Origin of the sequence: Streptomyces sp. NRRL B-24085 (genome assembly GCF_001282115.1) — a bacterium.
GTDB lineage: Bacteria > Actinomycetota > Actinomycetes > Streptomycetales > Streptomycetaceae > Streptomyces.
In genome coordinates this window covers 1-1,565 of record NZ_LJBR01000349.1, presented here as the reverse complement: position 1 = coordinate 1,565, position 1,565 = coordinate 1, and the positions used below count along the sequence as shown (strand labels likewise).

Genomic DNA, 1,565 nt, shown 5'->3' with positions numbered 1-1,565 from the left:
CCCTGAAGAGCATCCCCACCACCCCTCCCGGCCCGCAGGCCATGGGGCGTGCCTGCGGGCCGGGAGGGGTGGTGGGGATGCTCTTCAGGGAGGGGCGGTCAGGGGTGCTCATGCCGCATCCCGCCTGACCGTGTTGTGGGCGATGGACCAGTTGAGGGCGCTGCGCAGGGTGGAGCGGCACTCAGCGTCGGTGAGTCCGGCCGCCTCGCCTGCCTCCTGAAGAGCCTGCTCAACCACGTGCCGGGGGAGGTCGCCCCACGCGACGAAGCGTCCCAGGGCGCGCGCGGCACGGAACAACGCGGCTTCCCGCGCGCCGCGTTGGGCGGTGGCGACGTTCCGTGTCTCAGCGGTGAGCGCTACATCCGCATATCGCCGTGATTGCCCCGCTACGGCCACTGAAGGGGCCTGAGGCGCCCTGGGGGCCGGTTGCAGGATGCTTTGCAGCCAGGACGGCAGAGGGGCCGCCACAGAGCCGCACAGCGCCTCGTAGGCTCCGGCGGGGGTGCGGGACCCGGCGGCGACCACGTAACCGCCCCACGCACGGGTGTCGACCAACGGGGCAATGGTGCCTGCCGTGTTGGCGAGACGGACGCCGTCCGGGGCGGTGAAGTGCAAGTGCTCTCCGCCGCTCGCGGTCCGGGTCCGATAGGTGCCGGGGACGGCGTGGCCGGCGCGCTCGCAGAGCGCTTGGAAGGTTGCCGCGCCGGAAGGCGCGTCCGAACTGCCCTTGTCTTTGGGCAGGTCGAGGTCGATGACGACCAGCCCGGAGGGGCCGGTGGCGATGCCGACGTTGTACGGGGCCCGGGACCAGGTTGCGCGGATGCGGTCGGGGTCGGCGGTGGCGCGCTGTTCCCACTTGCGGTGGCCGCTCGCGCAGACTCCGGTGCGGGGGCAGGCGGCCTCGCCGTGCAGGGCGGGCCGCTTGGTGCCGGGACGCAGGGGGAAGACGTGCCAGCCGCGCGCGGCGGCCTCCAGCGCGGCGCGCATCAGGTCCTCGCTCATGCCGCCACCCCCAGCACCGGGGAGAGAGCGGCCAGGGCTGCGCGGCCGATGTGGTCGGCGTAGGCGGGCGGGATGCACTCGCGGATGCCGTCCCGGTTCATCCACGGCACGCCCATGACCCGGCGGGCGAGGTCGACGCCGGAGAAGTTGCCGACAAACTGCCCGTAGTGGCCGGGCGGGACGGGTCGGCCCATCTTGGCCTGCGGGACCGTGTGCGCCGGGTGGTCCGGCTGGTCGAGGGTGAAGCCGCCGCCGGTCTCGAAGTAGCGGTGGCGGTACGTGGCCAGGCCGAACATAGGCCCGCACAGCATCACCGGAGCGTGCAGCTTGGGCAGTGCGCCCCGCACGTTCTCCATCACCCACGGCCGGCCGGATGCTTCGAGGGCGGCGCGGGTGGGGGCGATCAGGTCGGGGTGGGCGTTGTCCTGGATGCGCTGGCAGTCGCTGTCGTGCTGGCACGGGGGCGAGGCATGGATGAAGTCGAACTCCGCACCGTGTTCGAGGACGAACGCGATCGCGTCCGCCTGCACGAACCGGTACGGGTAGCGTGGCTGCGGGTTGAT

At 72.7% G+C, this 1,565-nt stretch carries 2 protein-coding genes; both read right to left on the bottom strand.

Going from position 1 to position 1,565, the window contains the following annotated elements:
- Window positions 1-108: 108 nt before the first annotated feature.
- Complete coding sequence (locus AOJ26_RS31975) at window positions 109-1,002, bottom strand: bifunctional DNA primase/polymerase (RefSeq protein ID WP_053851860.1); 894 nt, start codon at window positions 1,000-1,002, stop codon at window positions 109-111.
- On the bottom strand, window positions 999-1,565 hold a 567-nt coding region (locus tag AOJ26_RS31970; protein WP_053851859.1), incomplete at its 5' end, for a hypothetical protein. The genes AOJ26_RS31975 and AOJ26_RS31970, both read right to left, overlap by 4 nt.

Coding starts and splice junctions, on each gene's coding strand:
- AOJ26_RS31975 (WP_053851860.1), bottom strand. CDS start 1,002: ATGAGCGAGGACCTGATGCGCGCCGCGCTGGAGGCCGCCGCGCGCGGC.